The organism is Pseudomonas sp. OST1909, assembly GCF_015277575.1.
GTDB classification, from domain to species: Bacteria; Pseudomonadota; Gammaproteobacteria; order Pseudomonadales; family Pseudomonadaceae; genus Aquipseudomonas; species Aquipseudomonas synxantha_A.
Genome location: NZ_CP063780.1, coordinates 6,118,717 through 6,145,189 on the forward strand (window position 1 = coordinate 6,118,717; position 26,473 = coordinate 6,145,189).

At 60.5% G+C, this 26,473-nt stretch carries 23 protein-coding genes; 12 read left to right on the forward strand and 11 right to left on the reverse strand.

Going from position 1 to position 26,473, the window contains the following annotated elements; translation table 11 throughout:
- Nucleotides 1-56 precede the first annotated feature (56 nt).
- The 3 genes from ftsX to ftsY are packed head-to-tail and all read right to left on the reverse strand — an operon-like array spanning nucleotide 57 to nucleotide 3,138.
- On the reverse strand, nucleotides 57-1,079 hold the full coding sequence (ftsX, locus tag IH404_RS26840) for a permease-like cell division protein FtsX (protein WP_005792287.1): 1,023 nt from the start codon (nucleotides 1,077-1,079) through the stop codon (nucleotides 57-59).
- Complete coding sequence (gene ftsE, locus IH404_RS26845) at nucleotides 1,076-1,747, reverse strand: cell division ATP-binding protein FtsE (protein ID WP_003213784.1); 672 nt, start codon at nucleotides 1,745-1,747, stop codon at nucleotides 1,076-1,078. The genes ftsX and ftsE overlap by 4 nt, the downstream gene beginning before the upstream one ends.
- Nucleotides 1,744-3,138 (reverse strand): signal recognition particle-docking protein FtsY, encoded by a 1,395-nt coding sequence (ftsY, locus tag IH404_RS26850; protein ID WP_005792288.1) that lies wholly within the window; start codon nucleotides 3,136-3,138, stop codon nucleotides 1,744-1,746. The genes ftsE and ftsY overlap by 4 nt, the downstream gene beginning before the upstream one ends.
- Before the next feature lie 338 nt (nucleotides 3,139-3,476).
- Here ftsY and IH404_RS26855 point away from each other — a divergent pair, with 338 nt between their 5' ends.
- The 4 genes from IH404_RS26855 to IH404_RS26870 are packed head-to-tail and all read left to right on the forward strand — an operon-like array spanning nucleotide 3,477 to nucleotide 7,979.
- Nucleotides 3,477-4,832 carry a pitrilysin family protein gene (locus IH404_RS26855; protein WP_005792289.1) on the forward strand — a complete coding sequence of 452 codons (1,356 nt, stop codon included), beginning with the start codon at nucleotides 3,477-3,479 and terminating at the stop codon, nucleotides 4,830-4,832.
- Nucleotides 4,825-6,315 (forward strand): pitrilysin family protein, encoded by a 1,491-nt coding sequence (locus IH404_RS26860; RefSeq protein ID WP_005792290.1) that lies wholly within the window; start codon nucleotides 4,825-4,827, stop codon nucleotides 6,313-6,315. Before IH404_RS26855 ends, IH404_RS26860 begins: the two co-directional genes overlap by 8 nt.
- On the forward strand, nucleotides 6,315-6,932 hold the full coding sequence (gene rsmD, locus IH404_RS26865; RefSeq protein WP_194439491.1) for a 16S rRNA (guanine(966)-N(2))-methyltransferase RsmD: 618 nt from the start codon (nucleotides 6,315-6,317) through the stop codon (nucleotides 6,930-6,932). The genes IH404_RS26860 and rsmD overlap by 1 nt, the downstream gene beginning before the upstream one ends.
- A gap of 51 nt (nucleotides 6,933-6,983) precedes the next feature.
- Nucleotides 6,984-7,979: a hydrolase gene (locus IH404_RS26870; protein ID WP_005792292.1), complete on the forward strand. Its 996-nt coding sequence runs from the start codon at nucleotides 6,984-6,986 to the stop codon at nucleotides 7,977-7,979.
- A 30-nt stretch (nucleotides 7,980-8,009) separates the two neighbouring features.
- Here IH404_RS26870 and IH404_RS26875 read toward each other — a convergent pair whose 3' ends face one another.
- Together IH404_RS26875 and IH404_RS26880 are read right to left on the reverse strand one after the other, a co-directional pair.
- Nucleotides 8,010-8,864, reverse strand: a complete 855-nt coding sequence (locus tag IH404_RS26875) for a sulfurtransferase (protein ID WP_194439493.1) — start codon at nucleotides 8,862-8,864, stop codon at nucleotides 8,010-8,012.
- 33 nt (nucleotides 8,865-8,897) lie between these two features.
- Entirely contained in the window at nucleotides 8,898-9,569 is a 672-nt protein-coding gene (locus IH404_RS26880; RefSeq protein WP_005792294.1) for a TetR/AcrR family transcriptional regulator, read from the reverse strand.
- A gap of 146 nt (nucleotides 9,570-9,715) precedes the next feature.
- On the opposite strand from IH404_RS26880, the gene IH404_RS26885 reads away from it, so the two are divergent.
- From IH404_RS26885 to IH404_RS26905, 5 genes are all read left to right on the forward strand, one after another.
- Complete coding sequence (locus IH404_RS26885; protein WP_032878902.1) at nucleotides 9,716-11,143, forward strand: coniferyl aldehyde dehydrogenase; 1,428 nt, start codon at nucleotides 9,716-9,718, stop codon at nucleotides 11,141-11,143.
- A gap of 29 nt (nucleotides 11,144-11,172) precedes the next feature.
- Complete coding sequence (locus tag IH404_RS26890; RefSeq protein WP_194439495.1) at nucleotides 11,173-11,718, forward strand: twin-arginine translocation pathway signal protein; 546 nt, start codon at nucleotides 11,173-11,175, stop codon at nucleotides 11,716-11,718.
- 37 nt (nucleotides 11,719-11,755) lie between these two features.
- Nucleotides 11,756-13,351 carry a GMC family oxidoreductase gene (locus IH404_RS26895; protein WP_005792297.1) on the forward strand — a complete coding sequence of 532 codons (1,596 nt, stop codon included), beginning with the start codon at nucleotides 11,756-11,758 and terminating at the stop codon, nucleotides 13,349-13,351.
- A 103-nt stretch (nucleotides 13,352-13,454) separates the two neighbouring features.
- Nucleotides 13,455-13,934 carry a pantetheine-phosphate adenylyltransferase gene (coaD, locus tag IH404_RS26900; protein WP_003195136.1) on the forward strand — a complete coding sequence of 160 codons (480 nt, stop codon included), beginning with the start codon at nucleotides 13,455-13,457 and terminating at the stop codon, nucleotides 13,932-13,934.
- Nucleotides 13,935-14,036: 102 nt separating this feature from the next.
- Nucleotides 14,037-14,288 carry a YfhL family 4Fe-4S dicluster ferredoxin gene (locus IH404_RS26905; protein ID WP_003195146.1) on the forward strand — a complete coding sequence of 84 codons (252 nt, stop codon included), beginning with the start codon at nucleotides 14,037-14,039 and terminating at the stop codon, nucleotides 14,286-14,288.
- A 123-nt stretch (nucleotides 14,289-14,411) separates the two neighbouring features.
- Here the strand turns inward: IH404_RS26905 and mutM are convergent, their stop codons facing one another.
- Entirely contained in the window at nucleotides 14,412-15,224 is an 813-nt protein-coding gene (gene mutM / locus IH404_RS26910) for a bifunctional DNA-formamidopyrimidine glycosylase/DNA-(apurinic or apyrimidinic site) lyase (protein ID WP_005792299.1), read from the reverse strand.
- Nucleotides 15,225-15,245: 21 nt separating this feature from the next.
- Nucleotides 15,246-16,058, reverse strand: coding sequence for an HDOD domain-containing protein (locus IH404_RS26915; RefSeq protein ID WP_194440714.1), 813 nt, complete (start codon nucleotides 16,056-16,058; stop codon nucleotides 15,246-15,248).
- Between the two features lie 277 nt (nucleotides 16,059-16,335).
- On the opposite strand from IH404_RS26915, the gene IH404_RS26920 reads away from it, so the two are divergent.
- From IH404_RS26920 to ilvD, 3 genes are all read left to right on the forward strand, one after another.
- Nucleotides 16,336-17,532 (forward strand): class I SAM-dependent rRNA methyltransferase, encoded by a 1,197-nt coding sequence (locus tag IH404_RS26920; protein WP_005792302.1) that lies wholly within the window; start codon nucleotides 16,336-16,338, stop codon nucleotides 17,530-17,532.
- 142 nt (nucleotides 17,533-17,674) lie between these two features.
- Nucleotides 17,675-18,865, forward strand: a complete 1,191-nt coding sequence (locus tag IH404_RS26925) for an MFS transporter (RefSeq protein ID WP_194439497.1) — start codon at nucleotides 17,675-17,677, stop codon at nucleotides 18,863-18,865.
- Nucleotides 18,866-19,103: 238 nt separating this feature from the next.
- Nucleotides 19,104-20,945 (forward strand): dihydroxy-acid dehydratase, encoded by a 1,842-nt coding sequence (ilvD, locus tag IH404_RS26930; RefSeq protein WP_005792304.1) that lies wholly within the window; start codon nucleotides 19,104-19,106, stop codon nucleotides 20,943-20,945.
- Between the two features lie 126 nt (nucleotides 20,946-21,071).
- On the opposite strand, the gene IH404_RS26935 is transcribed toward ilvD, so the two are convergent.
- The 4 genes from IH404_RS26935 to IH404_RS26950 form a co-directional block, all read right to left on the reverse strand.
- Complete coding sequence (locus IH404_RS26935; protein WP_194439499.1) at nucleotides 21,072-23,519, reverse strand: TonB-dependent siderophore receptor; 2,448 nt, start codon at nucleotides 23,517-23,519, stop codon at nucleotides 21,072-21,074.
- Between the two features lie 130 nt (nucleotides 23,520-23,649).
- Nucleotides 23,650-24,606, reverse strand: a complete 957-nt coding sequence (locus IH404_RS26940; protein WP_194439500.1) for a FecR family protein — start codon at nucleotides 24,604-24,606, stop codon at nucleotides 23,650-23,652.
- The gene (locus tag IH404_RS26945) at nucleotides 24,603-25,136 is read right to left on the reverse strand and encodes an RNA polymerase sigma factor (protein WP_005792307.1); all 534 of its coding nucleotides are present in this window, start codon (nucleotides 25,134-25,136) and stop codon (nucleotides 24,603-24,605) included. The genes IH404_RS26940 and IH404_RS26945 overlap by 4 nt, the downstream gene beginning before the upstream one ends.
- Nucleotides 25,137-25,291: 155 nt before the next feature.
- On the reverse strand, nucleotides 25,292-26,353 hold the full coding sequence (locus IH404_RS26950; protein ID WP_005792308.1) for a hypothetical protein: 1,062 nt from the start codon (nucleotides 26,351-26,353) through the stop codon (nucleotides 25,292-25,294).
- Between the last annotated feature and the right edge of the window lie 120 nt (nucleotides 26,354-26,473).

Here is a 26,473-nt window from a genome sequence, read left to right on the forward strand (position 1 = left end):
TTCCCTAAACCACTGATACGGTCAATACAAACGAAACCACATTAATCTGGCATTAACTACTTCGGCGCCAGTTCACGTAAATGCCGTGCTACCGCAATCCAGGCACCGATATACCCCAACAACACCGCGCCAAGCAAGAGACTCAGACCATCGGCTACCGGCACCCCGGCCAGGGCAAAATCACTGCCATACAAACCGGCCAGCCCGACAACCGCGTCGTTCAACCAATTCAGGCCAAACGCCAGCACGCCCCAGGACAACACCCCGGCACCCAGGCCATAAAGCGCGCCCATGTACAGAAAAGGACGGCGTACATAGCTGTCCGTGCCGCCGACCAGTTTAATCACTTCTATCTCGGTGCGACGGTTTTCAATATGAAGACGAATGGTATTACCTATCACCAAAAGTAATGCAGACACTAATAACACCGTCAGGCCGAACACAAAGCGGTCACCCAGCTTGAGGATCGCGGCCAGGCGCTCTACCCAGACTAGATCAAGTTGGGCCTGTTGCACCTTGGGCATCTCTGCGAGTTTTTGTCGCAGGGCCTCCAGCGCCGGCTTGTCGACCTCATTCGGCGTCACCAGCACCACGCCCGGCAGCGGGTTCTGCGGCAGTTCCTTGAGCGCCTCGCCCAGGCCGGATTGCTGCTGGAACTCTTCAAGGGCTTGATCGCGGCTGATGTATTCGGCATCCGCCACGCCCGGAATGTTCTTGATGTCGTCGCGCAGCGCTTCGCCGTCCTTGCTGCTGGTGTCCAGGTTCAGGTACAGCGATATCTGCGCCGCCCGCTGCCAGGAACCGCCGAGGCGTTCCACATTATTAAGCAGCAGCGACAAGCCCATCGGCAGGCTCAAGGCTACGGCCATGACCAGGCAGGTGAAAAAGCTGCCGATCGGCTGTTTGCCCAGGCGCCGCAGGCTGTCAAGCAGGCTGGCGCGATGGCTTTCGATCCAGGCGTGCAGCAAGGTGCCGAAGTCCGGGCCATCGTCTTCGTCACGCTTTTTCTTCGGCGGTTGCGGATCGGCAGGCTTGGGTGCCACGCGTTCGGATACTTTGGGGCTACGGGTAGCACTCATACGCCAGCCTCCCCATCACCGATCAAGCGGCCGCGTTGCAAGGTCAACATGCGATGGCGCATACGGGCGATCAGGGCCAGGTCGTGGCTGGCGATCAATACGCTGGTGCCCAGCCGATTGATGTCTTCGAACACCCCCATGATCTCGGCCGCCAGGCGCGGGTCGAGGTTACCGGTGGGTTCGTCCGCCAGCAGCAAGGCCGGGCGGTGGACGATGGCGCGGGCAATACCGACGCGCTGTTGCTGGCCGGTGGACAGGTCCCCCGGGTAAAGGTCGGTCTTGTCCGACAAGGCCACGCGCTCCAGCGCCGAATCCACGCGCTTGACGATTTCGGCTTTGGACAGCCCGAGAATCTGCAGCGGCAGCGCGATGTTGTTGAACACCGTGCGATCGAACAGCAGCTGGTGGTTCTGGAATACCACGCCGATCTGGCGGCGTAGAAACGGAATTTGCGCATTGCTGATGGTAGCCAGGTCCTGGCCCGCCAGCAGCAACTTGCCAGTGGTCGGGCGCTCCATGGCGAGTAACAGGCGCAACAGCGTGCTTTTGCCAGCGCCCGAGTGACCGGTGACAAACAAGAACTCGCCGCGACGCACTCGAAAGCTCAGCTCATGCAAGCCCACATGCCCGTTGGCATAGCGTTTACCGACCTGTTCAAATCGAATCATGAACGCTCCCGCTCGGCAAACAGTGCCTGTACAAAGGGTTCGGCTTCAAAGGTGCGCAGGTCGTCGATACCTTCACCGACACCGATATAACGAATCGGCAACCCGAACTGTTTGGCCAGGGCGAAAATCACTCCGCCTTTGGCCGTGCCGTCGAGCTTAGTCAATGCCAGGCCGGTCAGCTGCACCGTCTGGTTGAATTGTTTGGCCTGGCTGATGGCGTTCTGACCAGTACCGGCGTCGAGCACCAGCAAGACTTCATGCGGCGCATCGGCGTCGAGCTTGCTGATCACACGGCGCACTTTCTTCAGCTCTTCCATCAGGTTGTCTTTGGTGTGCAGGCGCCCGGCGGTATCGGCGATCAACACGTCGATATTACGCGCCTTGGCAGCTTGCACGGCATCGAAGATCACCGAAGCGGAATCGGCACCGGTGTGCTGGGCGATCACCGGGATCTTGTTGCGTTCGCCCCATACCTGCAACTGCTCGACGGCGGCGGCACGGAAGGTGTCACCGGCGGCGAGCATGACTTTCTTGCCCTCGCCCTGCAGCTTCTTGGCCAGCTTGCCGATGGTGGTGGTTTTGCCCGCGCCGTTGACGCCGACCACCAGGATCACGAACGGCTTGTTCGGGGTGATCACCAGCGGCGCTTCCACGGGCTTGAGCATTGCAGCCAGTTCGGCCTGCAAGGATTTGTACAACGCATCGGCGTCGGTCAGTTGCTTGCGCGCGACCTTCTGGGTCAGGCTCTGGATGATTACGGCGGTGGCTTCGACCCCCACATCAGCGGTGAGCAGGCGGGTTTCGATGTCTTCCAGCAGTTCATCGTCAATGACCTTCTTGCCCAGAAACAGGCTGGCCATACCTTCGCCGATGCTGGCGCTGGTCTTGCTCAGGCCCTGCTTGAGGCGGGCGAAAAAGCCGCTCTTGCTGGTTTCGGCAGGCGCGACAGGCTCTTCGATCACAGCAGGCGCGGCAACGACAGCAGGCACTTCAACCGGGATTTCGACCGCTGGCGGCGTCTGGACCACTACCTCTACCGGTGGCGCCACCGGAATGGGCGGCGTCACGTGTTCAGCCTGCACATCTTCAACCAGTGCCACCGGCTCTTCGGCTACCGGTAGCGCAAGCCACGGTTTGTGCTCGGGCTCGGGCTCCGGCTCGGGTTCTGCCTCGACCACCGGCTGCAATACCGGCTCCGCGATGGGCAACACCACCGGCGCCGGCGTCTCGGCAACCGGCTCGGCTTCTACTATAGGCTCTGGAATAGGCTCGGCTTGAACCTGTGGCTGTTCGACGACGGTTTCCTGCGGCTTTTTGCGCAGCCATCCGAACAGGCCTTTTTTCTCGCCAGCCGCAGCTGGGCTCTTCTTGTCGTCGTTGGAACCAAACATGGAGGACGGCTATCTCAAAGTAGCGATGCGCCAGGGCGCCTCGGTAAATAAATTCGATGCAGAACAGACTGCTTTAACGCCCGCTTGTTCATGCGCAACATTTTGTAAGGCGTAAATAAGTGCCTTGGCAAATCGTTTCAATATGGGACTGAAGCGATAAAATCGGCGAAACGTGGAAGATTGTCGGGGAAAAACGCCAACTACTCCAACTTTCCTACGACTGAACCCAGGACTAGATGACGACCGCAGTGGCCGTCCCTAAATCGGATCAGTATCCTAGCACCTCCTCGCCCGCCGACGCTAAGACCAAGCGGGCAGCCCAACAGGTTAAAAAACGAATGAATGCTCTAGCCCGCCGCGCCGCAGGCCTGCTGCTCAGCACAGTTTGTCTGCCCCTTTCAGCCTTCGCTGCCGACCCACAACCCACTCATGAATTCACTCTGGATAACGGCCTTAAAGTGGTCGTGCGCGAAGACCATCGCGCGCCAGTGGTGGTTTCCCAGGTCTGGTACAAGGTTGGTTCAAGCTACGAAACCCCAGGCCAGACCGGTTTGTCCCACGCCCTTGAACACATGATGTTCAAAGGCAGCGCCAAGGTCGGCCCCGGCGAAGCCTCGCTGATCCTGCGTGACCTGGGCGCCGAAGAAAACGCGTTCACCAGCGATGACTACACCGCGTATTACCAGGTGCTGGCCCGCGACCGCCTGGGCGTGGCCTTTGAGCTGGAAGCCGACCGCATGGCCAGCCTGCGCCTGCCGGCCGACGAGTTCAGCCGCGAAATCGAGGTAATCAAGGAAGAACGCCGCCTGCGCACCGACGACAACCCGATGTCCAAGGCCTATGAGCGCTTCAAGGCCATGGCCTTCCCGGCCAGCGGCTACCACACGCCGACCATTGGCTGGATGGCTGACCTTGAGCGCATGAAGGTCGAGGAGCTGCGCCACTGGTACCAATCCTGGTATGTGCCCAACAACGCTACCCTGGTAGTGGTCGGCGATGTGACCCCGGACGAGGTGAAAAGCCTGGCCCAGCGGTACTTCGGCCCGATCCCCAAGCGTGATGTGCCACCGGCGAAGATCCCACTGGAGCTGGCCGAACCCGGCGAGCGCCTGCTGACCCTGCGGGTGCAGACCCAACTGCCAAGCGTGTTCCTGGGCTTCAACGTACCGGGCCTGGCCACCGCCGAAGACAAACGCTCGGTGCAAGCCTTGCGCCTGATCTCGGCCCTGTTGGACGGCGGCTACAGTGCACGTATCTCCGAGCAACTGGAACGTGGTGAGGAGCTGGTATCCGCCGCGTCCACCAACTACGACGCCTATACCCGTGGCGATACGTTGTTCATGCTCTCGGCCACGCCCAACCAGCAGAAACAAAAGACCGTCGCCCAAGCCGAAGCCGGCCTGTGGCGCCTGCTTGATGAGTTGAAAGCCAAGCCGCCGACCGCTGAAGAACTGGAGCGCATCCGTGCTCAGGTCATCGCCGGCCTGGTGTACCAGCGCGACTCCATCACCAGCCAGGCCACTGCCATCGGCTCCCTGGAAACCGTCGGCCTGTCCTGGAAGCTGATGGACACCGAACTGGCCGACCTGCAAAGCGTGACGCCAGAAGATATCCAGAAAGCTGCGCGCACCTATTTCACCCGCGAACGTCTGAGCGTCGCCCATGTTTTGCCTGAGGAGACCGCTCATGAGTGATCGTAAAAGCAGCCGCCTGATCCTGCCCAGCCTGATCGCAGTCACCCTGATTGCGGCCAGTGCCGTGTATTTCCTGCGCCCGAGCGAGTCGGTCGCCAGCCAGGCTCTGGAAAAGGCCCAATCGGCCAGCACCCTGCAGTCGCTGGCGGAACTGGACGGCAAGGCGCCAACCAACCGCAAGCTCGATGTGCAAACCTGGACCACCGCCGAAGGCGCCAAGGTACTGTTTGTCGAAGCCCATGAACTGCCGATGTTCGACATGCGCATCCTGTTCGCCGCCGGCAGCAGCCAGGATGGCGACACACCGGGCCTGGCGCTGATGACCAACGCCATGCTCAACGAAGGCGTGCCGGGCAAGGATGTCAGCCAGATCGCCAGTGGTTTTGAGGGCCTCGGCGCCGACTTCGGCAATGGTGCCTACCGCGACATGGCGCTGGTCACCCTGCGCAGCCTGAGCGACAGTGATAAACGCACCGCAGCCCTGGCACTGTTCGACCAGGTTATTGGCCAACCGACGTTCCCGGCAGACTCCCTGGCGCGGATCAAGAACCAGATCCTGGCCGGCTTCGAGTATCAGAAGCAGAACCCCGCCAAGCTGGCGAGCATCGAACTGTTCAAGCGCCTGTACGGCGATCACCCTTACGCGCACCCGAGCGAAGGCACCCCCGAGAGTGTGCCGAAGATCACCCTGGCGCAGTTGAAGGCATTCCACGCCAAAGCCTACGCGGCGGGTAATGCTGTGATTGCGGTGGTCGGCGACCTGACTCGCGCTGAGGCCGAGGCCATGACGGCCAAAGTGTCGGCCTCACTGCCCAAGGGCCCGGCCATGGCCAAGATCGCTCAACCGACCGAGCCAAAAGCCGGCCTGAGCCGTATCGAGTTTCCCTCCAAGCAAACCCACCTGCTGTTTGCGCAATTGGGCATCGACCGCGCCGATCCGGACTACGCAGCTCTGTCCCTGGGCAACCAGATCCTCGGCGGCGGTGGCTTCGGCACCCGCTTGATGAGCGAAGTGCGCGAGAAACGCGGACTGACCTACGGCGTGTACTCCGGTTTCTCGCCGATGCAGGTGCGCGGCCCGTTCATGATCAACCTGCAGACCCGCGCCGAAATGAGCGGCGGCACCCTGCGCCTGGTTGAGGATGTACTGGCTGACTACCTCAAGAACGGCCCCACGCAAAAAGAACTGGACGACGCCAAGCGCGAACTGGCCGGCAGCTTCCCGCTGTCCACCGCCAGCAACGCCGATATCGTCGGGCAGCTGGGCGCCATGGGTTTTTACAACCTGCCGCTGAGCTATCTGGAAGATTTCATGAAACAATCCCAGGCCCTGACCGTAGAGCAGGTCAAGGCTGCAATGAACAAACACTTGAGCGCCGACAAGATGGTCATCGTGACCGCCGGCCCGACGATTGCGCAAAAGCCACTACCGCCCCCCACTGATAAACCTGCCGAGCAGCCGCTCGGGGTTCCGGAGCATTAATGGCCAGTTCATCTCGCCCGAAAAAACCTGTCCACAACGTGCATAACGGTGTGGGCCAACTGCGCATCATTGGCGGTGAATGGGGCAGCCGCAAGCTGAGCTTCCCCGACGTTGTGGGCCTGCGCCCGACGCCGGATCGCGTGCGTGAAACCCTGTTCAACTGGCTCGCGCCATACATCGGCGGGGCCAAGGTGCTGGACCCGTTTGCCGGCAGTGGCGCGCTGTTCCTGGAGGCGCTGTCCCGTGGCGCAGCCCAGGGCCAGGCGTTGGATGCCAGTAATGTGGCGGTGTCCAGCCTCAAGGAACACCTGGGCACGCTGCGTTGCACCACCGGCCAGGTACAGACGGCTGATGCGCTGCGCTACCTGGAAACCCAGGCGGTGACTGAATACGACGTGGTGTTTCTCGACCCGCCGTTCAACCAGAACCTGCTGCCGACTGTGTGTACTTTGCTCGAAGAGCGCCAGTGGCTGGCAGCGGATGCCTGGATCTACACTGAAAGCGAGACCGCGCCGTCTACGCTCGGCCTGCCGGGCAGCTGGCGCCTGCATCGGGAGCAAAAGTCCGGGCGGGTGTATTACGCGTTGTGGCACCGCTTGGTCGAAAACGCCGCTTAACCTGTGGCAGGGGAGCTTGCCACGGCGAGCTCACTGGCTACCGAGAGTTTCATGACCCCCTCTTCCGATTTGTTCAAACCCGCCTTCGGCCTCGGCAACCCGCACCTGCAAACACTGTGGGGGCCGCTGTGGCGCCCGGCGACCCATATCGAACGCCAACGCGAACGTCTATGGCTTGAAGACGGCGACTTCCTCGACCTCGACTGGCATGGTCCCCATGACCTGCACGCACCGTTGGTACTGGTGCTGCATGGGCTGACCGGTTCGTCCAATTCGCCCTATGTGGCCGGCCTGCAACAAGCCCTCGCCGGCCAAGGTTGGGCCAGCGTTGCGCTGAACTGGCGCGGCTGCTCGGGCGAGCCCAACCTTCTGGCGCGCAGTTATCACTCCGGGGCCAGCGAAGACCTGGCCGCGGCGATTGCCCATCTGCGCGCCAAACGGCCACTGGCACCGCTGTATGCCGTGGGGTATTCCCTGGGCGGCAATGTGTTGCTCAAGCACTTGGGCGAAACCGGCGTGACTTCGGGGCTGCAAGGCGCGGCGGCGGTCTCGGTGCCGTTCCGCCTGGACCAATGCGCTGATCGCATCGGGCTGGGGTTTTCGCGGATCTACCAGAAGCACTTCATGCGCGAGATGCTGGCGTACATTCGCGTAAAGCAACGCCAGTTTTTGCAAGATGGACGTGAGGAAGGTCTGAAAACCCTGGAGGCACTGGGCTCCCTGGAGAAGATGCGCACGTTCTGGGACTTCGATGGGCGAGTGACTGCGCCGTTGCATGGCTTCTTGAGTGCTGAGGATTACTATCGCCGCGCCTCCAGCCGCTACTACCTGGGCGATATCCGCACACCAACACTGATCATCCAGGCCGCCGATGATCCGTTTGTGTTTGCTCATAGCCTGCCGGAAGCGAGTGAGCTGTCGGAGTGCACCGAGTTTGAATTGCTGACAAAGGGTGGGCATGTGGGCTTTGTGGAGGGTTCACTGAAACGTCCCGGCTATTACTTGGAACGCCGCATCCCACAGTGGTTACTGACACAACGCAGTTAAAAATGTGGGAGGGTTTACAGGGCCAATTGCTCAGTCGCCTGTTGCAATTTCCCGCGCCGGATCCGTAATCCACTCACTCCACGACCCCGCATACAACTTGCCCAACGGATACCCCGCCAACGCCAGCGCAAACAGGTTATGGCACGCCGTCACCCCCGAACCGCAATACGCCACCAGTTCCTGCGGCGGGCGCCCCTGCAATTGCGCGGCATAGCGTTGCTTGAGTTGCTCGGCCGGCAAGAAACGACCATCACTGCCCAGGTTTTCATTGAATGCCGCGCACTGCGCGCCGGGAATATGCCCGGCAATCGGGTCGATGGGTTCTACTTCGCCACGAAAACGCGGCTGGGCGCGGGCGTCGATCAAGGTCAGGCCGGGCTGACCCAGACTTTTTTGCAAATGCTCGGCATCCAGCACCAGCCGATTATCCGGCGCACCAGTGAAGGTGCCCGGCTCGGTCAGCGGCGCATCCAGGCTCAAGGGGAAACCGGCGCTGTGCCAGGCCTTGAGGCCACCATCGAGAATAAACACCCCATCACGCTTGCCCAGCCAGGCCAGCAGCCACCAGGCACGGGCGGCATAGGCACCGGGGCCGTCGTCATACAGCACCACATCGGTGTCGGCGCTGATGCCCCAAGCTCGCAGCTGTTTGGCGAAGGTGTCCGCCGCAGGCAAAGGATGGCGGCCGGTCAAGCCCTTGGTCACCGGGCCACTCAGATGGCACTCCAGGTCGGCGTATTGCGCGCCCTCGATATGCCCTTCGGCGTAGCTGCACAGGCCGTAATCCGGGTCTTCCAGGGCAAAGCGGCAATCCAGGATCACCAGCCCTGCCGACTTCTGGCGCTCGGCCAATTGCTGGGGGCTGATCAGTTGGGCAAGCGGCATGACTGACTCCTGTGAATACAAAGGGGAAAGGTCTTACTTCACTTCTTCCAGTGCCTGGTTCAGGGGCACGTAAAATTCCTTGAACAACGCATCCACCGCTTCTTTGGCCTGGGGCGTGACAAACCCCGCCTCCAACACCAGCACCTGGTACACCCCGCGCTTGATCGCCTCGGCGCTCAGGTGGGTGGACTTTTCGTTGGTGGTGCACAGGAACCGCACCCAGGAAGTCAGGATGATCCAGGCATTCAGGGTCAGGGCTTCGGTTTGCACCGGGTCCATATTCAGAATGCCGGCATCGACAAACCCCTGGTAAATGGCACCGCCCTGGATCAGGCAACGCTGGGAAAACCGCCGATAGCCCGTGGCCAGTTCCGGATCGCTCTCCAGCAGATGTTCGAGGTCGCGGTGCAGGAAACGATAGCGCCACATGCCCGCCAGTACGGCTTGCAGATAAAAGCGCTTGTCCTCCACCACCATCGTGCGCCCCTGGGGCGGGCGCAGGAAACTGTCCACCAGGGCTTCATATTCGCGAAACAGCACGGCGATGATCGCCTGCTTGTTGGGGAAGTGGTAGTACAGGTTGCCCGGAGAAATCTCCATATGGGCGGCGATATGGTTGGTGCTGACACTGCGCTCGCCCTGCTGGTTAAAAAGCTCCAGGCTGGTTTGCACAATGCGCTCGCTGGTCTTTACTCGTGGTGCCATGGGGGATCAGCTTCCAAACACGGGATGGGGCATCTTACGGCCTATGCTGGCCAGGTTAAATCTGGATGTTACTGCAATGTTATTTGACAATTTAGAGCAATGACTCTAAAAATCCAGGCAGACCTATAACAATCGGGAACTGCGCCATGTCTGCCAACGTTGCCTACCTGCAAGATGCCCAGGCCTTGGACCACCTCCAGGAGCTGTTCGAAGCCCAGCGTCGCGCCTACGCCGCCAACCCGATGCCACCGGCTGCGCAACGCCAACAATGGCTCAAGGCCCTGCGCGATGTGCTCAGCGACGAACGCCAGGCGCTGATCACTGCGATCAGCCAGGACTTCAGCCATCGCAGCGCAGACGAAACCCTGTTCGCCGAATTGATGCCCAGCCTGCATGGCATTCACTATGCCAGCAAACACCTCAAGGGCTGGATGAAACCCTCCCGCCGCGCTGTAGGCATTGCCTTCCAGCCCGCCTCGGCCAAAGTCATTTATCAACCCTTGGGCGTCGTCGGCGTCATCGTGCCGTGGAACTACCCGTTGTATCTGGCTATCGGCCCGCTGGTCGGGGCTTTGGCCGCCGGCAACCGGGTGATGCTCAAGCTCAGCGAGTCCACACCGGCCACCGGCGAACTGCTCAAGGCGCTGCTGGCCAGGATCTTTCCCGAGGACCTGGTGTGCGTGGTGCTGGGCGAAGCCGAAGTGGGCATGGCGTTTTCCAAATTGCGCTTCGATCACCTGCTGTTTACCGGTGCCACCAGCATTGGTAAACACGTGATGCGTGCGGCGGCCGAAAACCTCACGCCGGTCACCCTGGAACTGGGCGGCAAGTCACCAGCCATCGTCTCGGCCGATGTACCGCTCAAGGACGCCGCCGAGCGCATCGCCTTCGGCAAAGCCTTGAATGCCGGGCAAACCTGTGTGGCGCCAGACTATGTGTTGGTGCCGGAGGACCGCGTCGCAGGGTTTGTCGAGGCGTATTCCAAGGCCGTACGTGGGTTTTATCCGACCCTGGCCGACAACCCGGACTACACCGCCATCATCAACGAGCGGCAACTGGCCCGGCTCAATGCCTACGCCAAGGACGCTACCGACAAGGGCGCCACCCTGGTCCCACTGTACGAGCAAGGCCAGGCTCGACGTATGGCCCACAGCCTGCTGCTGAATGTCAGCGACGACATGACAGTCATGCAGGACGAGATTTTCGGCCCGCTCTTGCCCATCGTGCCGTATCGCGGCCTTGACCAAGCCTTTGCCTACATCAACCAGCGTCCACGCCCACTGGCCCTATATTACTTCGGCTACAACAAGAACGAGCAGGAGCGTGTGCTTCACGAAACCCATTCCGGCGGCGTATGCCTGAACGACACCTTGCTGCACGTAGCCCAGGACGACATGCCATTTGGTGGCATCGGCCCGTCGGGCATGGGCCATTACCACGGCCATGAAGGCTTCCTGACATTCAGCAAGGCCAAGGGCGTGCTGGTTAAACAGCGCCTGAACGCGGCGAAGTTGATCTACCCCCCTTACGGCAAATCGATTCAGAAGTTGATCCAGAAGTTGTTTATCCGCTGATAACCGTCACCTTCAGGACGATAAAAACAATGAACCCCAGCCTGAACGATTCACCCGCACTGTCTCGGCGCGGCGTCTTGAAAATCGGCCTGTGCGCCAGCGCTTTCCTCGCCACGGCCGGGATTGGCGCCAGTCTCAGCGGTTGCTCCAGCAGTACGCCGGCCAGCGGCTTCGCGATGTTGCGCGCCAGTGATTTGCCGTTCTTGCGCGCAGTGATCCCAGTGCTGCTGGAGGGTGCGGCCAGCGCCGAGACAGTGGTCGCAGGCATTGAAGACACCCTGAAAAAACTCGACTACAGCCTGCAAAACTTGTCGCCGGAGATGTTCAAGCTCACCCAGCAGTTATTCGACGTGCTGGGCATGGGCATCACCCGCGGCCCGCTGACCGGTATCTGGGGCAGTTGGGAAAATGCCAGCAGCGAGCAGATCCGCAACTTCCTGCACCGCTGGGAAAACAGCTACCTGAACCTGCTGCGCATGGGCCAGGGCTCGCTGCTCAAGTTGGTGATCATGGCCTGGTATTTCCGGCCCGCCTCCTGGGCCCATTGCGGTTATCCCGGCCCGCCGAAGATCTGATTCGCATCCCTCACAATAAAAACCAGAGACGACCCTGATGCCCGTACCCGATCTGTTCCGCGATGGCCTGGCCCGTGGCTGGAAAACCCACAATGGCGCCGCCCTCGACAACGACCTGACCCTGGAAGCCGATGTGGCCATCATCGGCAGCGGTGCCGGTGGTGGCACCACCGCCGAGATTCTCAGCGCCGCTGGCTACAAGGTGTTGCTGATCGAAGAGGGCCCACTCAAGACCAGCAGTGACTTCAAGCTGCTCGAAGACGAAGCCTACGCCAGCCTCTACCAGGAAGGCATCGGCCGCATGAGCAAGGACGGCGCCATCACCATCCTGCAAGGTCGGGCTGTGGGCGGCACCACCTTGATCAACTGGACCTCCAGCTTTCGTACACCCGACGCCACCCTCGCCCACTGGGCCAGCGAATACGCGGTGAAGGGCCACAGCAGCGCCGAGATGGCGCCCTGGTTCGAAAAAATGGAACAGCGCCTGGGCATCGCACCCTGGGCGCTTCCACCGAATGCCAACAACGATGTGATCCGCAAAGGCTGCGAAAAGCTTGGCTACAGCTGGCATGTGATCCCGCGCAATGTGCGCGGCTGCTTCAACCTGGGTTATTGCGGCATGGGTTGCCCGGTGAACGCCAAACAATCGATGCTGGTGACGACCATCCCCTCCACCCTGGAGAAAGGCGGCGAACTGCTGTACCTCGCCCGCGCCGAGCAGCTCAAATACAGCGGCGACACCATCAGCAGCCTGGAATGCGTGGCCATGGACGAGCGCTGCGTGGCGCCGACCGGGCGCAAGATCAGCGTAAAAGCCAGGCATTACGTGCTGTCGGGCGGCGGTATCAATAGCCCGGCCCTGCTGATGCGCTCGGACGCGCCCGACCCGCATTCGCGGCTGGGCAAGCGGACCTTCTTGCACCTGGTCAACTTCTCGGCGGGGCTGTTCGACGAAGTGATCAACCCGTTCTACGGTGCGCCGCAGTCGATTTACTCCGACCATTTCCAATGGCAGGACGGCACTACCGGCAAAATGTCCTACAAGCTCGAAGCGCCACCCTTACACCCAGGATTGGCCAGCACCTTGTTTGGCGGCTACGGCAAACAGAACGCGTTGGACATGAGCCAACTGCCTCACACCCACGCCATGCTCGCCCTGCTGCGCGACGGCTTTCACCCCGACAGCCCGGGCGGCAGCGTGGATTTACGCGGCGATGGCACACCCGTGCTTGATTATCAGGTTTCGCCCTACGCCTGGGACGGCCTGCGCCGGGCCTTCCACAGCATGGCCGAGATTCAGTTCGCGGCAGGGGCCAAATCGGTCAAACCGTTGCATCACGACGCACGGTACGTGAACAGCCTGGCCGAAGCGCGCAGCATGATTGACGGTTTGAACCTGGAGTTGCACCGCACAACCCTTGGCAGTGCCCATGTGATGGGCGGCTGTGCCATGGGCGAAGATCCGAAGCATGCGGTAACCGACAGCCTCGGTCGCCACCACCAACTGCGTAACCTGTCGATTCATGACGGCTCGCTGTTTCCTACCAGCATCGGCGCAAATCCCCAGTTGTCGGTGTATGGATTGAGCGCCCAACTGGCGTCAGCCTTGGCCGAACGTCTGAAAACAGCGTGAAAAACCGTTCGATTCACGGCATTTATCTACGTAAGTCGACTTGGCCGACCGGGATGGCTGCGATACCATCCGGTTCCCCAACGGACTCCGCCAGGACGACGCGATGAACCGAGTGTTGTACCCAGGTACCTTCGACCCGATTACCAAAGGCCATGGCGATCTGGTCGAACGCGCCTCTCGCCTGTTCGACCATGTGATCATCGCGGTCGCAGCCAGCCCCAAGAAAAACCCGCTGTTTCCCCTGGAACAACGTGTGGAGCTGGCGCAAGAGGTCACCAAGCACCTGCCGAATGTGGAAGTGGTGGGTTTTTCCACCCTGCTGGCACATTTCGCCAAGGAGCAGAACGCCAATGTGTTCTTGCGTGGCTTGCGGGCGGTGTCGGATTTCGAATACGAATTCCAGCTGGCCAACATGAACCGCCAACTGGCGCCGGACGTGGAAAGCCTGTTCCTCACGCCGTCGGAGCGTTATTCGTTCATTTCCTCGACGTTAGTTCGTGAAATTGCTGCTTTGGGCGGAGATATCACCAAGTTCGTGCATCCTGCCGTGGCTGACGCACTGACATTGCGCTTCAAGAAGTAAGACCGCTCAATCGGTGCCTGCTCGCACTGCGGGCGCCAATGCGGCACAATTGCGCGCATTAGTTTTCAGATGCCTTGGCAGAGTGCCCTGGCAGGAGTTTCCATGTCCCTGATCATCACCGACGATTGCATCAACTGCGACGTCTGCGAACCCGAGTGCCCGAACGCCGCCATTTCCCAAGGCGAAGAGATCTACGTGATCGACCCCAACCTGTGCACCCAGTGCGTCGGCCACTACGACGAACCGCAGTGCCAGCAGGTTTGCCCGGTTGATTGCATTCCGCTGGATGAAGCGCACCCAGAGACTGAAGAGCAGTTGATGGAGAAGTACCGCAAGATTACCGGTAAGGCCTAAGCCTTTTCATTGCCCGTAATGGCCTCATCGCAGGCAAGCCAGCTCCCACACTTGGATATGTGAATACATTCAAATGTGGGAGCTGGCTTGCCTGCGATAGCGATCTCAGCCCTCACCCAGCAATCAGCTCTGGCACTTGGGGCAAAACACACTCGCCCGCTGCCCCAGCACCACATTGCGCAACTCGCTCCCGCAGACCTTGCACGCCTCGCCGCCACGGCCATACACGAACAGTTCCTGCTGGAAATACCCCGGCTGCCCATCACCGCCGATAAAGTCGCGCAGCGTGGTGCCGCCCCGCTCGATAGCGGCGGCCAGCACCCGCTTGATCTCAATCGCCAATTTCAAATAGCGCCCGCGTGAAATACCACCAGCGGCGCGACGCGGATCAATCCCCGCCGCAAACAACGCCTCTGTCGCATAGATATTGCCCACGCCCACCACCACCGCGTTGTCCATGATGAACGGCTTCACCGCCATGGACTTGCCGCGTGACAGCTGGAACAAACGCTCACCATCAAACAGCTCGGTCAACGGCTCCGGGCCCAGACGCAGCAGCAGTTCGTGGTTGTGCGGATCCTGGCTCCAGAGCATCGCGCCGAAACGCCGAGGGTCGGTGTAGCGCAGGGCCATCCCCGACTCCAACTCGATATCCACATGTTCATGCTTGGCCGCGGGCATACCGACCTCAACCAGACGCAGGTTGCCCGACATACCCAAGTGACTGATCAAGGTGCCCACTTCAGCATTGATCAACAGGTACTTGGCCCGCCGCTCCACCAGCACGATGCGCTGGCCAGACAGGCGCACATCCAGGTCTTCCGGGATCGGCCAGCGCAGGCGCCGCTCACGCACCACCACGCGGCTGACGCGTTGGCCTTCCAGGTGCGGGGCAATGCCGCGTCGGGTGGTTTCGACTTCAGGTAACTCGGGCATGTGTACCTCTTGAATGACGGTTCAGTGCGCGCCCAGTTCGCGGATCGACAACTTCAGGCTTTCGAAGTCGTAATCCGACAGGCCCACGTAATCCAGCACCAGGTGCCCGATTGCATTCCACTCATGGTCCACCGCCTGGTTCCCCAGTACGCGAAACGACGAACAGATATGCTCGGCCATCTTCAAGATAGCCAGCAGGTTCTTGAGCTGCGGGTTGCGCGACGACTCATCGCTGAAAATCGCCAGGGCGTTGTGGTGATTGGCGATGGCGTCGGTGACATGCTCCGGCAGGCGCCAGGACTTGGCGGTGTAGTAGCCGACCACTGCGTGGTTGGTGTGGAACGCGTTGTTTTCGGTATCGACCACGCGGCAATCCGGGCCGGCGTTGGCGTAAGCCTGTTCCAGCACAGACATGTAGTTGGGAAAACGCTTGAGCATCAACGGTACGCCGCAATCGTGGAACAGGCCCAAGGCATAGGCTTCGTCGACGGTTTGCGAGCCGGTGCGCTTGGCCAGCGTGAGGCAGGTCATCGCCACATCCTGGGCGGTGTCCCAGAAACGGTTGAGGGTAACGATGGTGTCGTCGCTCATCTCGCCCTTGATCGACTGCGCGTTGATCAAGTTGATGATCGAGCGGCTGCCCAACAGGTTTACCGCACGCTGGATCGATGCAATTTTGTTGCTCAGGCCGTAATACGGCGAATTGACGATCTTCAGCAGCGCACCAGACAAGCCCGGGTCCTGGGAGATCAACCGTGCGATCACTTCCAGGTCCGGGTCGGGCATGTACTGCTCCATCTGCAAATCCACCATGATTTGCGGTTGGGGCGGCACGCTGATGCCTTGCAGGGCCTGTTGAATCTGCTCGGCGGAAAGCTCTTGGGACATAAATACACACTCTGGACTAGGCGCGAATTCTACCCCTTATGCAGCCGTGACCGACACCCAAAAACCCAAGTGAAACCCGATCGAATGTGGGAGCTGGCTTGCCTGCGATAGCATCACCACCGTACGTCTGATACACCGCACCGCCCGCATCGCAGGCAAGCCAGCTCCCACATGAAAGAGTGCGCAAAGGGTATACTCCCGCTCTTTTTTCCGGAGCGACGTCATGTCCCTGCCAAGCCTGCGTCTCAAAGCCAACGCCGATCGTCGTTTGCGCAACGGCCACCTGTGGGTCTACAGCAATGAAATCGACGTGGCCGCCACCCCACTTCACGGCTTCCAGGCAGGCGATCAGGCTATCCTGGAAGCAGCCGGCGGCAAGACCCTGGGCATCGTGGCCATGAGCCCGAACAACCTGATCTGCGCCCGCCTGCTGTCGCGCGACATCAAGTTGCCGCTGGACAAGTCACTGCTGGTGCACCGCCTCAACGTCGCGCTGTCCCTGCGTGATCGCCTGTTCGACAAGCCGTTCTACCGCCTGGTCTACGGTGATTCCGACCTGCTGCCGGGCCTGGTGGTCGACCGTTTCGGCGACATCCTGGTGGTGCAGATCGCTTCGGCGACCATGGAAGCGCATAAAGAAGACGTGATCGCGGCCCTCACCCAGGTGCTCAAGCCCAGCGGCATTCTGTTCAAGAACGACTCCGCCGCACGCGACGCCGAGGGCCTCAACCGCTACGTCGAAACGGTTTTCGGCCTGGTGCCGGAGTGGGTGGCGCTGGAAGAGAACGGCGTGAAATTCGAAGCCCCGGTGATCCAGGGCCAGAAAACCGGCTGGTTCTACGACCACCGCATGAACCGCGCCCGCCTGGCCCCGTATGCCAAAGGCAAGCGCGTGCTCGACCTGTACAGCTACATCGGCGGCTGGGGCGTGCAAGCTGCAGCCTTTGGCGCCAGTGAAGTGTTCTGCGTCGACGCTTCGGCCTTCGCCCTCGACGGCGTAGAGCGCAACGCCGCGCTGAACGGCTTTGCCGAGAAGATGACCTGCATCGAAGGCGACGTGTTCGAGGCCCTCAAGGAACTGAAAGCCAGCGAAGAACGCTTCGACGTGATCGTCGCCGACCCGCCGGCTTTCATCAAACGCAAAAAAGACATGAAAAACGGCGAAGGCGCCTACCGCCGCCTCAACGAGCAAGCCATGCGCCTGCTCAGCAAGGACGGAATCCTGGTCAGCGCTTCGTGCTCGATGCACCTGCCGGAAGACGATCTGCAAAACATCCTGCTGACCAGCGCCCGTCACCTGGACCGCAATATCCAGATGCTCGAACGCGGCGGCCAGGGCCCGGACCACCCGGTGCATCCGGCGATTGTCGAGACTCGGTATATCAAGAGCATTACTTGTCGCTTGCTGCCTAATAGCTGACAGCGGGATGCTCCCCGTAGGAACAGTCAACGACTGATCCTACGGGCCTTTCAGATGTTTCCCACTGCCACTTCCATTGACTTCCCTTGCCGCCAAACCGACTCTCTTCCCCCCAGCAAGGAAGGATAGAGCGGTCCGGTTGATGCCTATTAGTACAGCCACATCGAACAAGTCATATTTCATCGTACTGTTGATGACCATGACCCTGCTCGCCGTCTTCCCCCTCGACGTAGTCCTGCCGTCCTTTCCCGCCCTCTCCAATCACTTTGGCCACACGCCTTCAGAAATCGCCCAGTCCGTCAGCATTTTTGCCATTGGCCTGGCCGTCTCGTTGCTGCTGATAGGCCCGTTGTCTGACATGTTCGGCCGCAAAAAACTGCTGCTGGCAGGTATTGCCTTATCGGCGCTGGGTGCAGCCGGTTGTTTGCTGGCCCCGGATTTCAATTGGTTTATCGGCTTTCGCGTGGTTCAGGCCGTAGGGTGCGGGGCGTTTGCCCTGTCGCAGGCGCTTATCCAGGACTTGTTTACAGGACGGGAGCTGCAACGGATTCGAATCTGGATGACCACCGCCGGCGGAGTGTTCATCTCAAGCTCGCCACTGATGGGCACCTGGCTGCAAATTTATGGCGGATGGCAGGCGAGTTTTTACGTGTTTATCGTGTTAGCCACAGTGGTGTGGCTCTGGTCCGCACGCCTGCTGCACGACTCGCGCAGCAGCCATCGCCCTTCACCGCTACAGTTCTTCAACGGCTATTGGCTGCTGTTTTCCGACCTCCGTTTCGTCAGCTATTGGTTGATTTCCGCCCTGGCCTTTGCCTGCCATTTCTCGTTTATCGTGATGTCGCCCCTGATCTTCATGGAGCGCTTGAACCTGTCGACGTATCAATTCGCCTGGGCATTGCTGCTATATGGCGCGGCCTACGTCTGCGGCGGAGTGATTGCCAGTATCCTGCATCGCAAAATGGACGCCGACCGGCAAATCAACACTGGCCTGTTGCTGATCACTGTTTCAGGTCTGGTCATGCTCTGGCTGGCCTGGCAGTTCGGCCTGTCGGCCGCCACGGTGCTGATCCCGATGTTGATCTGCACAACCGGCACCACCATCTGTCGACCCATTGCCAACTCCAAGGCCATGAGCCTCTACCCGCAACTGGCTGGCACGGCGACCTCTGCCGGTAGCTTGCTGATTTTCATGTGCGGCGGCCTGATCAGCCTGGTGATCAACCTGGCCACCGCCAACCTGACCACCGCGCTAGCCCTGTGCTTTCTAATCCTGAGTGCCGCCGGGCTCGCCCTGAATGCGCTGATCAAGCAGCGCCCACATGTCCTGTAGCGGCTATCTTCAAGGTTACGGCCATTCCCTCCAGCCGCCAGCGGTGTAGAATCGGCCCTATTCATCGCCAGTCATCCCCCGGCGGGTTTATGAGCTCGAGGCCCAAGCAAGCGGCGATCCCGCGATGCGAGTGGCAACTTCCGGACACACGGCCATTTTTCGGGTGTTCCAGTCGTCAATTAGAAGCTCACTCCCCTTTGCACCTGATTAATAAGTGATTAGCCGCCCGGAGTGCTCCATGCCAGATTACCGCTCGAAAACATCCACCCACGGCCGCAACATGGCCGGCGCCCGCGCACTGTGGCGTGCCACGGGGATGAAGGATGACGACTTCAAGAAGCCGATCATCGCGATTGCCAACTCCTTTACCCAGTTCGTACCGGGCCACGTCCACCTCAAGGACCTGGGCCAACTGGTCGCCCGCGAGATCGAACGCGCCGGCGGTGTAGCGAAAGAATTCAACACCATCGCCGTGGACGACGGCATCGCCATGGGCCATGACGGCATGCTGTATTCCCTGCCGAGCCGCGAGATCATCGCCGACTCCGTGGAGTACATGGTCAACGCCCACTGCGCCGACGCCATCGTGTGCATCTCCAACTGCGACAAGATCACCCCCGGCATGTTGATGGCTGCCTTGCGCCTGAACATTCCGGTGATCTTCGTCTCCGGCGGCCCGATGGAAGCCGGCAAGACCAAGCTCGCCTCCCACGGCCTCGACCTGGTTGACGCCATGGTGATCGCCGCCGATTCCAGCGCTTCTGACGAGAAGGTCGCGGAATACGAGCGCAGCGCTTGCCCGACCTGCGGTTCGTGCTCCGGCATGTTCACCGCCAACTCGATGAACTGCCTGGTCGAAGCCTTAGGTCTCGCCTTGCCGGGTAACGGTTCCACACTGGCCACCCACAGCGACCGCGAGCAACTGTTCCTGCAGGCCGGCCGCACCATCGTCGAGCTGTGCAAACGCTATTACACCGAGAACGATGAGTCGGTGCTGCCGCGCAACATCGCCAACTTCAAGGCGTTCGAGAACGCCATGACCCTGGACATCGCCATGGGCGGTTCCACCAATACCATCCTGCATTTGCTGGCCGCCGCCCAGGAAGCCGAGATCGACTTCGACCTGCGCGATATCGACCGCCTGTCCCGCCACGTGCCGCAACTGTGCAAGGTCGCGCCGAACATCCAGAAGTACCACATGGAAGACGTGCACCGCGCCGGCGGGATCTTCTCGATCCTCGGCTCCCTGGCCCGCGGCGGCCTGCTGCACACCGACCTGCCGACCGTGCACAGCAAGTCCATCGCCGAAGGCATCGCCAAATGGGACATCACCCAGACTGACGACGAAGCCGTGCACACCTTCTTCAAGGCTGGCCCGGCCGGTATCCCGACCCAGACCGCGTTCAGCCAGTCGACCCGTTGGGACACCCTGGACGCCGACCGCGAAAACGGCTGCATCCGTAGTGTCGAGCACGCCTACTCGCAAGAAGGTGGCCTGGCCGTGCTGTACGGCAACATCGCTCTCGATGGCTGCGTGGTGAAAACCGCCGGAGTGGATGAGTCCATCCACGTCTTCGAAGGCCGCGCCAAGATCTACGAAAGCCAGGACAGCTCGGTACGCGGCATCCTCGCTGACGAAGTCAAGGAAGGCGACATCGTGATCATCCGCTACGAAGGCCCCAAAGGCGGCCCGGGTATGCAGGAGATGCTCTACCCCACGTCCTACCTGAAATCCAAAGGTCTGGGCAAAGCCTGCGCGCTGCTGACCGACGGGCGTTTCTCCGGCGGGACTTCGGGCCTGTCCATCGGCCACGCTTCCCCGGAAGCCGCTGCCGGTGGCGCGATTGGCCTGGTGCAGGATGGCGACAAGGTGCTGATCGACATTCCGAACCGCTCGATCAACCTGTTGATCAGCGATGAAGAACTGGCGGCACGCCGGGTTGAGCAAGACAAAAAGGGTTGGAAGCCGGTAGAAAAACGCCCGCGAAAAGTCACTACCGCGTTGAAGGCTTACGCATTGTTGGCCACCAGTGCCGACAAAGGTGCTGTACGTAACAAGGCGATGCTCGACGGCCTGTAAGCCCCGCGCATCAAAATGCCCCGCCAGGTGCGGGGCATTTTTTTGCCTGGAGATAGCCCCAAGCACAATGATGATCAAAATGTGGGAGGGGGCTTACTCCCTCCCACAGAAGTGATGCGTCAGGCTTTAGAACTGTGGGGTGTAGGTCATGCTGAACATCACGTTACGCGGGTCGCCATAGTAGTTACTGCCCCACGTCGCGTTATACGCAGGGATGTAGTACTTCTTGTCGAACATATTGTTCAGGTTCGCCGCCACGGTGAATTCCTGGTTGATCTTGTAGGCCACCCGCGAATCCCACAGTGCATTGCCGGGTACGCTGAAGTTGCGGTCGTAGGCTTCGGTGCTGCTTTGTGCGGTTACGCCGGCACCGACACTGAACTGCTGCCAATCGCCCGGCAACTGGTAGTCACCCCAGACCTTGAGCAGGTGCTTGGGTGTCCAGGTGCTGAAGATCTTGCCTTCGTAAGTGTCGTCTTTGAGGAATTTGGTGGTGTTGTAGGTGTAGCTGGAGACCAGTTGCAAACCCGGCAGCACTTCGCCGCTCAAAGTGGCTTCGAAGCCTTGGCTGCGAACCTTGCCCGAGGCGAGCGAGCAGTACCAGCCGCCGCAGACTTTGCCGCCTTGCAGGTCTTGAGCCGCACGGTTTTCCTGGTCATAACGGAAGATGGCGAACGAGGTATTCAGACGACCGTCCGCCAGTTCACCCTTCAGGCCCAGTTCGTAGTTCTGGCCTTCGATGGGCTTGAGCACGGTCAAAGACGTGGTCAGGTTGGTCTGGGGTTCGAACGCGTCAGCGTAGCTGGCGTAGGCCGACCATTGGTCATTGAGGGCGTAGACCAGGCCGGCGTACGGGGTAACGTGACCATTGCTCTGCGTGGTGCTGCGGGTTGGGTCGCCATACACACCCCGGGAACCGCTCTCGTCGGTGTAGCCATAGTCATACCAACTGGTACGTGCACCGAGAATCAAGGTCAGTGGGTCCACAACCTTGACGCGCCAAGTGCCATAAACCCCTTTCTGGCGAATGTCATACCAACTTTTCGTAGCATTTCCCGCCTGGAAAAGCTGGTTTTTGTCGCGCTGTGGACGGTTGTGATCGATGTTGAAAATGTCCGCGCCGGCCGTCGCTGCTCGCGCCCACTGGTCGTTGGTGGTGAGTTTGGAATAGTTGGCGCCCAGCACCATCTCCTGTTGCAAGCCCAAACCTTCAAACTTGCCGTTCACATACACATCCACCCCACGGCTCTTGGTATTGAAGTCGGTGACCCAGTCCACATAACGCACATTGCCGGCGGTGCCGGGGTTGGGAATCTCATCCCAGGTCGCCTGGTAGGTCGCGTCGTTGTGTTCATCCATGGCCACGAGGGCAGCTTTCACCTTCCAGTCATCGTTGAAGCGATGCTCGATATCGGCAAACACCTGGGTCTGGTTATTGACGTTGCGGTTCCAGCTGGCGCCGACAAAAGTCGAGCGCGGCAGGCCGATATCGCTGCCATTGGCGTAACGGGGCAGTGACATGAAGTTGGGGCGCGAGTGGCCTTTCTGGTTGCTGACCCCCACACCGACGGTGGTGTCTGGCGTGAAGTCGTAGTCCACGGCGGCATACACCGTCTGATTCCAGCCACCGGCATAGTCAACGAACGAGTCCGTCGTGTCGTAATCCGCCACAAACCGGCCGCGCAGGGTGCCTTCGGCATTGAGCGGGCCACCGGCATCGACCTGGGTGCCGTAGTGGTCCCAGGAGCCGGCTTTTGCGGTGATCGTCACGGTCGGGTCCTGCTGGCCACGCTTGCGCACCAGGTTCATGGTGCCGCCCGGGCTGTTGGCGCCTTGCAGCAAGGCGGCCGGGCCGCGCAGGGTTTCTACACGGTCATAGATGGCCATGTTTTCAGTGAGGTAGCTGCCCAACGCATAGGTGTTACGCGGGATGCCCACGCCATCGTATTGCAGGGTGCCGACCTCAAAGCCACGGGAGAAAATGAACATACCGGGCCCAGGGGATTTGGTCGCTGTCAGGCCGGGGGTGCGCTTGACCACTTCGGACAGCTTGGTGGTGTTCTGGTCATCCATCTGCTTGCGTGTCATGACGCTGACCGATTGCGGGATGTCCTTGAGCTTCTGTTCGCCTTTGCCAAGGGTCACCGCGCCCGTGGTGTAAGAGCCGCTACCCTCGGTGGTGGCGCCCAGGCGTTCGGCGCTGATGGTGGTGGCGCCGACTTCGATGGCCGAACCGCTGGCCACGCGCTTTTCCAGGGTGACCGTATCGGCATTGATAAACGCCGCGCTCAATCCCGTGCCGCCAAGCAGTTGCGCGAGCGCTTCGCGCTGACCGAGATTGCCTTTCACACCTGGCGATATCACCCTCTGGGTCAACTCACCCGACACCAGCACCTGAACGCGCGTCACCGCCGAAAACGCCGCCAACGCGCCGTCCAGGCTTTGCCCCGGAATATCAAAACGGTACGTCTGGGCTTGCGTAGTCTCGGCGGCCTGCAAATACGTCGATGCAGTGCCACAGGCCATGGAAATGGCCAGTGCCAGCAAGGGCCGTGCGGCGAATCGGTGTGCCATGGATGGTGCTCCCCGGTGCAAAAGTCTGTGATCGGCGCCGCACTACTTGAGAGTGCTTACTATTTACGCCTCAGTGATCAAGGACGAGCGCTTGCGGGGAAACCCTGAAAGTTTTTTCAAAAAAATGTGCTTACGACGCCTTTCCTTCACGCAACACCAGTAAATACGGGGTGTAGTGCTCAGCGCGCAGGTTGAGGGTGTATTCCAATGCCTTGATCACAGCGTCGGGTTTGTCGATTTCAAACACCCCCGACACCACTCGATTGCGCAGCGCATCCCCAAGTACCAGGGTTTTGCCTGGCCAGTAACGGTTCAACTCACTGACCACGTCCGACAGCGGTTGCTGACGAAACACCAACTGTCGCTGGCGCCAGGCAAACCCGCTGGCCGGGTCGAAACCGTGGACTTCAGCCAGGCGTTGGTCCTGGTACTCCACCGCCCGTCCCGGCTCCAGATACACCGGTGTGCCACTGCCGGAACTGACCTGCACCTTGCCCTGCGCCACCTGCACGAGGGTTTGCGCATCGCGTCGCGCCACACTGAAGCGGGTGCCGACCACCTTCACCCAGCCGTCGCCGGACTGCACCACGAACGGTCGCGCCGGGTCCTTGGCCACCTCGAAGAAACCTTCGCCACGCAACAGCCGCACCTGGCGCTCGCCCGCACTCATGCGCACCTGTATGGCACTGTCGGTATTGAGCTGCAGGTGGGAGCCATCGGCCAGCTCGATGCTGCGTGACTCGCCGGTGCCGGTGGCATAGTCCGCACGCATGCGGTCAAGCCAAGGTGTGTTCTGCACAGTCAGGCCCACCGCCAGCAGCACGGCCGCGGCGCAGGCCCAGCGCGACCAGCGCCGTGCGGGCTTGCGCCAGGCAGCCTGTTCGGCGCGACGAACGACCCGCGCCGGTTCATGCAAGCCACCGAGCATCGCCTGCACTTCCTGCCAGGCGGCATCCTGGGCATCACCCTGCTCCAGCCAGATGGCAAAAGCCTGCAGTTCGCCAGGCGTGACATCCTCGGCCTGCAGGCGGAAATACCAGGCGGATGCTTCGTCGAACAGTTCGTCGGCTGTGGGGGTAGCGGTCATGACCGACGTCCTTGTTCATCGCAGGCAAGCCGCTTCTTGATAAAGCCACGGCATTCAATCAAGGCGCGACGCAATTGGTATTCCACACTGCGCGGGCTGATCGACAGGCGTTCGCCGATCTCGCGATAGGAGAGTTCGTCGACATGATAGAGCAGGAAGATCTGTCGAGTCGCTTCAGGCAACGCCAAAATCGCGTCCTGCATCAACTGTTGCTGTTGATAGGCAGCCAATTGCTCATCGATACCCGGGTTGCTGCACGGCAATTCTTCGCTGGGCTCGCCGGCATCCAGGCGTTCGCGGCGAATGGCCTGGCGCTGGTGATCGCGCACCAGGTTGCTGGCGATGGTGAAGAGGAACGCCGGGAGATTGTCGATTTTATCGCCACAGTCCATGCGAGCCAGGCGCAGGAACGACTCCTGAGTCAGGTCGGCGGCCACTTGGGCACTGCCGGTGCGGCGAGTGACGAAGGCTTCGAGGGCTTTCTTCTGCTCCGCGAACAGGCGCGCGATCTGCGAATTCCAGGAGAGCACGGCACTACCTTGAGAAGAACGTGGGGTTCAGGAGGTGTGCACGCTAGCAGAGGATGAGATTTAATCGCAATAGCGATTGGTTTCCAGCTAAAAGCTGCAAGCTACAAGAAAACGCAAATCCGCTTCTTCTTGCAGCTTGCACCTAACAACTGCCCTTATTGAATCTCCTCCGGCTTGACGATCACCCAGTTCTTGTCCGCCGTCACCGGCAACCCTTCCTTGGCTTGAGCCGCCGCGTGCTTGGCGATCATGCCGTTAAGCTGGGTCATGTACTTGTCTTTACGGTTGATCCACAAATGGATGCCCCCCTTGGCCACGTCCACATCGTGGAACAGCATGTAACCGTCGCTGGTGGGTGTATCACCGCCGACGATCACCGGTTTTTTCCACTCGTCGATATAGGTGAGAATCGCCGCGTGCTTGCCGGCCATCCAGGTCGCCGGGGTCCACAGGTAGGGCGTCAGCTCCAGGCCGAGGTTGGCCTTCTCGTCATATTTACCCGCGGTGATCTGCTTGCGTGCGGTGGTCAACTCGCCGGTCTTGCGGTCCTTGAGCATCGTGGTCACGCCGATGACGTTCTCGGGCTTTACGTTGTAGCCGTACTTCGGATCGGCCGCGACCATGCGCACCAGTTCCTCGGACGCGGCGGTCATCACATACACCTCGATGCCGTTTTCCATCAGTTTGTTGTAGAGCTCGGCCTGGCCAGTGAAGACTTTCGGCGGCTGTATCTCGGTTTTTTTCACCACGTCGCCTTCAAAATAGCTGACCGGTACGGGCTTGCCGGAGGCCATCAGCTCGTCGACCTGCACCTTGAGTTCCTTGAGGGTGAAGCCGGAAAAAATCTGCGCAACCCAGGGGTAGCAGACCATGTCGTCGACTTCGCACAGGCGGTAGTAGTAGCTGAACAGACTTTCCTTATGGTCGGCGGTGTCTTTGAAGGGGATAAGCTTGAGCGATGGGTCCATGGTTTCGCGGGTGATCAGACCCTTGTTTTCCATGTACGGCAGCAGCGACTCTTCAAGGTCGTAGCGGTAGCTGGTGTTGTCCATGTCGAACACCGCATAGTTACCCTTGTTGGCGTTGGCGGCGATCATTTCGTTGAGTTGCTTGGCGGCCGGTGCCGGCCAGTGTTTCAACTCGGTGGCGGCAAACGCCTGGCTGGCGAGTCCGAGGCAAAAGGCTGCGGATAAGAGTAGTTTCGGCGCGAGCTTCATAGGCGTTGTCTCCCTCAAGTGAAAGACATCGACGCTAACAAATCCCTGTGACACTTATCACCCGAGCGCGACGGCTTTGGTTCTGATTCCGCCACGGCCATGCGCACTAGCGTCAGACGC